At 60.6% G+C, this 4969-nt stretch carries 6 protein-coding genes and 1 pseudogene; 6 read left to right on the forward strand and 1 reads right to left on the reverse strand.

The features are described from left to right. On the reverse strand, nucleotides 1-464 hold a 464-nt coding region (locus AC13F2_RS00030), incomplete at its 3' end, for a peroxiredoxin (RefSeq protein ID WP_482970431.1). Between the two features lie 74 nt (nucleotides 465-538). On the opposite strand from AC13F2_RS00030, the gene AC13F2_RS00035 reads away from it, so the two are divergent. The 6 genes and pseudogenes from AC13F2_RS00035 to AC13F2_RS00060 all read left to right on the forward strand — a co-directional run bounded on the left by AC13F2_RS00035 (nucleotide 539) and on the right by AC13F2_RS00060 (nucleotide 4781). Continuing rightward, the gene (locus tag AC13F2_RS00035; protein ID WP_482963877.1) at nucleotides 539-1468 is read left to right on the forward strand and encodes an MBL fold metallo-hydrolase; all 930 of its coding nucleotides are present in this window, start codon (nucleotides 539-541) and stop codon (nucleotides 1466-1468) included. Beyond that, a pseudogene (locus AC13F2_RS00040) lies at nucleotides 1459-1911 on the forward strand (YeeE/YedE family protein); the annotation flags it as partial. The gene AC13F2_RS00035 and the pseudogene AC13F2_RS00040, both read left to right, overlap by 10 nt. Beyond that, complete coding sequence (locus AC13F2_RS00045) at nucleotides 1908-2330, forward strand: DUF6691 family protein (RefSeq protein ID WP_482963878.1); 423 nt, start codon at nucleotides 1908-1910, stop codon at nucleotides 2328-2330. The pseudogene AC13F2_RS00040 and the gene AC13F2_RS00045, both read left to right, overlap by 4 nt. Further along, entirely contained in the window at nucleotides 2327-2740 is a 414-nt protein-coding gene (locus AC13F2_RS00050) for a protein tyrosine phosphatase family protein (protein WP_482963879.1), read from the forward strand. Before AC13F2_RS00045 ends, AC13F2_RS00050 begins: the two co-directional genes overlap by 4 nt. A 24-nt stretch (nucleotides 2741-2764) precedes the next feature. Next, on the forward strand, nucleotides 2765-3997 hold the full coding sequence (locus AC13F2_RS00055) for an NAD(P)/FAD-dependent oxidoreductase (RefSeq protein ID WP_482963880.1): 1233 nt from the start codon (nucleotides 2765-2767) through the stop codon (nucleotides 3995-3997). Nucleotides 3998-4004: 7 nt separating this feature from the next. Then, nucleotides 4005-4781, forward strand: coding sequence for a sulfite exporter TauE/SafE family protein (locus AC13F2_RS00060; RefSeq protein WP_482963881.1), 777 nt, complete (start codon nucleotides 4005-4007; stop codon nucleotides 4779-4781). The last annotated feature ends 188 nt before the right edge of the window (nucleotides 4782-4969 follow it).

Genomic DNA, 4969 nt, shown 5'->3' on the forward strand with positions numbered 1-4969 from the left:
GCGGGATAGCAGGTCATTGCGCGGATCACCCCGCTCGGGTCGATGAAGAACGTTGTCCGCACCGCCGCGCTGTCGCTGTCGTTCGGCGCCACCATTCCATAGGCCCGTCCAATCACCAGCGTTGGATCCTCCAAGATCGGGAAGCGCACTTCGATTTCGTAGCGGTCACGGATCAGCCGCAGCCACGCGAAATGCGAAAACAGGCTATCTACAGAGAGCGCCATCAAAGCGCAGTCACGTTCTTCGAACTCGCCTGCTGCCTCAGCCAAGGCGATGAACTCGGTCGTGCAAACCGGCGTAAAGTCGGCCGGGTGCGAAAACAGAATGAGCCACCGCCCCCGGTAATCCGAAAGGCGGACATCTCCTGTCGTGCTTCGTGCCGAAAAGTCTGGCGCCACATCTCCGATGCGAAGCCCGGCGCAAGGCGCTGCGCGCTCGTCATCAGCTTTGATCGTCTCTGTCATCTAGCCCCCATACCACTTGACAGACCAATGACAATACATATAAACACTTTATGTAATTGTTTGGAGATGAAGTTATGGTTGGCGATCGAAACCTCAATCGCGCCACCGCACAGATCGAACGCGCGCAGGCTGACAAACGCCTTCGCCCCTCTATTGCGGGGTTCTTTGACGAAGCGACGAATACCGTGTCGTATGTCGTCCACGATCCCAAGACGGGTGAGGCGGCGATAATCGACTCGGTGCTAGACTTCGATGCAGCCTCCGGCCGGACCTCGAACGGTTCGGCTGACCGCATGATCGAGTATGTCACTTCTAATAATCTGAAAGTGACTTGCCTGATCGAGACGCATGCCCATGCCGATCATATTTCGGCTGCGCCCTACCTACAGGAACGGCTCGGCGGGAAGCTGGCTATCGGACGCGACATCATCCGTGTGCAGGAAGTATTCGGCAAGCTCTTCAACGCGGGCACCGATTTCGAACGCGACGGATCGCAGTTCGACAAGCTGTTCGAGGATGGCGAGACGTTCAGGATCGGCGAGCTCGAGGGCATCGCTCTCCACGTTCCCGGTCACACGCCTGCCGACATGGCTTTCATCATCGGTGACGCCGCGTTCGTAGGTGACACCATCTTCATGCCGGACTTCGGCACCGCGCGCGCCGATTTCCCCGGCGGTGACGCGGGACAACTGTTCCGTTCAATCCGCCGGCTGCTTTCCCTTCCGGACGAGACACGACTGTTCCTGTGCCACGACTACAAGGCGCCGGGACGCGACGAGTATGCCTGGGAGACCACGGTCAAACAGCAACGCGAGGAGAACGTGCATGTGAAGGATGGCGTCACCGAACAGGACTTCGTCGCCATGCGGACCGACCGCGACAAGACTCTCTCCATGCCCAAGCTGATTATGCCCTCGGTGCAAGTGAATATCCGTGGTGGGCGGTTGCCGGACCCCGAGGAGAACGGCGTCAGCTACATCAAGATTCCGGTCAACGCCGTATGACATTGCCTGGGTTTCCTGAAGCCGCACCCCTCGCCGGACTGGTGGGCGGAGTGCTGATCGGCCTTGCTGCGGCGGTCATGCTGCTTGGCCTTGGCAGGATCGCCGGCGTATCCGGCCTGGCTGCGAAGGCAGTCGGGCTCGGCGGCAGCGGCATTGCAAGCGGCGGCGCTTGGATGTTCGTCATCGGGCTGCCGCTGGGTGCGCTGGTCGTGATGTTGGCATCGGGTGGGATTGACGCCACCTTCGCCAGCCCGATTACCCTTGCGATTGCCGGTCTGATCGTTGGCATCGGCACGCGCCTTGGTAGCGGGTGCACCAGCGGGCACGGCGTCTGTGGCGTCAGCCGCCTGTCGGCGCGATCGATCGTCGCCACGCTGACCTTCATGGCTACCGGCATTGCGACCGTCGCGATCATGAACTCGCTCGGACTGGAGGTGCTATGATACGGACCGCCATAACCTCTCTCATCTCGGGCACCCTGTTTGGCGCGGGCCTCGCCCTTGGGGGCATGACCGATCCTGCCCGGGTGCGCGGCTTTCTCGACATCTTCGGTGACTGGGACCCCACGTTGGCCTTCGTGATGGGCGGTGCCGTTATCGTCATGGCGATCGCGTGGCGGCTGGTACCGCGCTTGGCCGAACCTATCTTTGCGGGCCAGTTCCACCTGCCGACCAAATCCGATCTCACCCCTCGCCTTATCGGCGGTGCGGCGCTCTTCGGTATCGGCTGGGGGATTGCCGGGCTGTGTCCGGGACCCGGTATTGCTGCTCTCGTGATCGAACCAGCAGCTGCCGCGATATTCGTCATTGCGATGCTTGCCGGCATGGCTGCTGTCAGGCTTCTCGAAGGGACCTCATCATGAAGCTCGCACAGGTAAGCGACACCCTCACTGTCTCTCCTCAGCTCGGACCCGACGACATGCGTGCTGTTGCCGATGCTGGATTTAGAGTGGTGATCTGCAACAGGCCGGACGGCGAAGAGCCGAACCAGCCCACGGTCGCATCAATGCAGGACGCCGCCGGAGCCACCGGGTTGGACTTCCATCATATACCGGTTTCAGGAGGCGCATTCCCTCCGGACGCAATCAAGGCTTTCGCCAAGGTTTGCGAACAGGCTGACGGGAAGGTGCTCGCTTACTGCCGGACCGGGACCCGTTCCATCACGCTCGATGCACTCGCCAACATCGAGAATGAAACCGCCAGCGAGCGCATCAAACGCGCAGAGCGCGCCGGGTACGATTTGTCCGGCATGCGCGACCGGCTCAGCGAATAACGAAAAGATACTGGAGAGTTTGTCATGGCCCGAAGCCTGAACCACGAAGTCGTTATCATCGGAGGCGGATCGGCAGGGATCGCAACCGCATCGTCGATGCTGAAGCGGCGTCCTTCGCTCGACATCGCGATCGTCGAGCCGAGCGAGGATCATTACTACCAGCCCGGCTGGACGATGGTTGGTGGAGGCGTTTTCGATGCACCTGCCACGCGCCGCACGACGGCGAGCGTGATGCCGATCCAGGCTACCTGGCTTAAACAAGCCGCCGCTTCCTTCCAGCCCGAAAGCAACCAGGTCACTCTCGCGGACGGCACTACGATCACCTACCGGGTTCTGATCGTAGCCCCGGGGATCCGGCTGGCTTGGGAAAAGATCGACGGTCTGCAGGAAGCGCTCGGCAAGAACGGCGTCACATCCAACTATCGCTACGACTTGGCACCTTACACATGGGAGCTCGTGCGCAACCTCAAATCGGGCCGCGCAATATTCAGCCAGCCGCCGATGCCTATCAAGTGCGCAGGCGCGCCGCAGAAGGCGATGTATCTGTCGTGCGATGCCTGGCTGGAGCGCGGCATGCTAGGCGACATCGACGTCGAGTTTCGCAATGCGGGCGGCGTCCTGTTCGGAGTGAAGGAATACGTCCCGGCACTTATGGAATATGTCGAGAAATACGGCATCGACCTCAAACTCAACCAGACGCCCGTCGCGGTCGACGGCCCCGCTAAGAAAGCAGTCTTCAAGACCGAAGCCGGCGAGGAAACAGTCGAGTTCGATATGCTTCACGCGGTTCCTCCGCAGGTTGCACCGCAGTTCGTTGCCGACAGCCCGCTCGCCAATGCCGAAAGCGGCTTCGTCGATGTCGACAAGTTCACGCTCCAGCATGTTCGCTATCCTAACGTTTTCGGCATCGGCGATGGAGGTTCTACGCCCAATGCGAAAACGATGGCGGCTGCGCGCAAACAGGCGCCCATCGTCGCGGTCAATGCGCTTGCCCAGCTCGATGGAAAGCAGCCTGTAGCCGATTACGACGGCTACGGCTCCTGCCCGCTGACCGTCGAACGTGGAAAGATCGTTCTCGCCGAATTTGGATATGACGGAAAGCTTTTGCCGAGTTTTCCGAAGTGGGTGATCGACGGCACGCGACCGCGCAAGCTGAGCTGGCTCCTCAAGTCTGAGGCGCTGCCGTGGATCTACTGGAACGGCATGCTCAAGGGCCACGAGTGGCTGGCAAAGCCGCAAATGAAACAGGCGGCGTAACCCGGGGATGATCGACCCCCTGCATCTAGGCCTCGGTGCACTTTCGGGCGCGCTGGTAGGCTTTACGCTCGGACTTGTGGGCGGCGGTGGGTCGATCCTTGCCGTTCCGCTGATGGTCTATCTGGTGGGTGTGAACAGCCCGCATGTCGCCATCGGCACAAGTGCGCTGGCCGTCGCTGCCAATGCCGCAACTGGCCTATTGCAGCATGCCCGCGACCATAATGTACGGTGGCGGTGCGGCTTCATGTATGCAGGCGCAGGCATCGTCGGCGCGTTGGCTGGATCGACACTGGGGAAGAACTTCGACGGCCAGAAGCTGCTGTTCCTGTTCGCTCTCCTGATGATCGTGGTCGGCGCGCTCATGCTCCGCAGCCGCAAGGCGGAAGGCACGCCGGGGGCTGCGTGCAATCGCCGCAACGCGCCCAAGGTTCTAGGATATGGGCTGGGAACAGGCGCTTTCAGCGGATTCTTCGGCATTGGCGGTGGCTTCCTGATCGTTCCGGGCCTGATTGCCTCGACCGATATGGTCATGATCAACGCAGTCGGCACTAGCCTGATCGCCGTCACGGCATTCGGGCTCACCACCGCGGCGAACTATGCGCTGTCCGTTCTAGTCGACTGGGCGCTCGCGGCAGTCTTCATCCTCGGCGGTATCGGTGGAGGATATTTTGGAACGCGGCTGGCGAAAAGATTGTCGGGCGGCGGCCAACTCAAAACAGTGTTCGCTGGTCTCATCTTCGTGGTGGCGATCTACATGCTCTGGAAGAGTTGGAACGCCTTATGACCGCGATCCCTCGTAAAGATGCCAGCTGCATCAAAATCAAAGCTCTGATCGCGTAAGGGAATGGCGTTTGCGAGAGTTGCCGCGAGATCAGGATATCCGAAAAGGCTTCTACGGCTGAAGTGAAATGCTCCAGATTTCGAGCAGCCGGAACGAGATTGTGCGCATACTTGTCGCCCGCAAGTAGCTCC

The organism is Qipengyuania sp. L-5Y (assembly GCF_056859455.1).

Excerpts from the sequence above, each read along its gene's own strand:
- AC13F2_RS00055 (WP_482963880.1), top strand. The coding sequence starts at position 2,765 with ATGGCCCGAAGCCTGAACCACGAAGTCGTTATCATCGGAGGCGGATCG.
- AC13F2_RS00060 (WP_482963881.1), top strand. The coding sequence starts at position 4,005 with ATGATCGACCCCCTGCATCTAGGCCTCGGTGCACTTTCGGGCGCGCTG.
- AC13F2_RS00045 (WP_482963878.1), top strand. The coding sequence starts at position 1,908 with ATGATACGGACCGCCATAACCTCTCTCATCTCGGGCACCCTGTTTGGC.
- AC13F2_RS00035 (WP_482963877.1), top strand. The coding sequence starts at position 539 with ATGGTTGGCGATCGAAACCTCAATCGCGCCACCGCACAGATCGAACGC.
- AC13F2_RS00050 (WP_482963879.1), top strand. The coding sequence starts at position 2,327 with ATGAAGCTCGCACAGGTAAGCGACACCCTCACTGTCTCTCCTCAGCTC.